Origin of the sequence: Actinoplanes sp. NBRC 103695 (genome assembly GCF_030269485.1) — a bacterium.
Lineage (GTDB): Bacteria > Actinomycetota > Actinomycetes > Mycobacteriales > Micromonosporaceae > Actinoplanes.
Genome location: NZ_BSTL01000130.1, coordinates 1 through 439, shown reverse-complemented (window position 1 = coordinate 439; position 439 = coordinate 1). Strand labels below are relative to the sequence as shown.

The 439-nt window shown below is 63.8% G+C and carries 1 protein-coding gene; it reads left to right on the top strand.

Annotated elements, in window-relative coordinates; all coding sequences use genetic code 11:
• Positions 1-212: 212 nt before the first annotated feature.
• Positions 213-439, top strand: a 227-nt coding sequence (locus tag QSK31_RS48575) for a reverse transcriptase domain-containing protein (protein WP_285692007.1), incomplete at its 3' end; no start/stop codon positions are given.

Here is a 439-nt window from a genome sequence, read left to right as displayed (position 1 = left end):
TCGCGATACAGACGCACAGCACGCGCCCTCAGTTCGTCGGGGTACTTCTTCGGTGCGGCCACAGAACGTCCTCCCCATGATCAGTCGATCATGTTTGAGAGGCTCCACCAAACCGGGGGGAACTCAATCATGACCTCATGCTCAAAGCGGTAGAGGCGAATACCGATTTGCCGTGAGTTCTGCTCTATGTGCGGCGGTGGCCTGCCGCCCCCGTGCAGCAGCCCGACGGCACCGTGCACCAGCGGGACCGTGGTACCCCGCAAGGGTCGGCGGTCTCACCCGTGCTGGCGTACCTGTTCCTGCGCTACTCGGTCGACACGTGGATGGCCCGGACGTTCCCGGCCGTGCCGTTCGAGTGTTACGCCGACGACGGTGTGGTGCATTGCGTCAGCGAAAGTCAGGCGCAGTACGTGTGCCGGGCGATCGGGAACAGGATGGC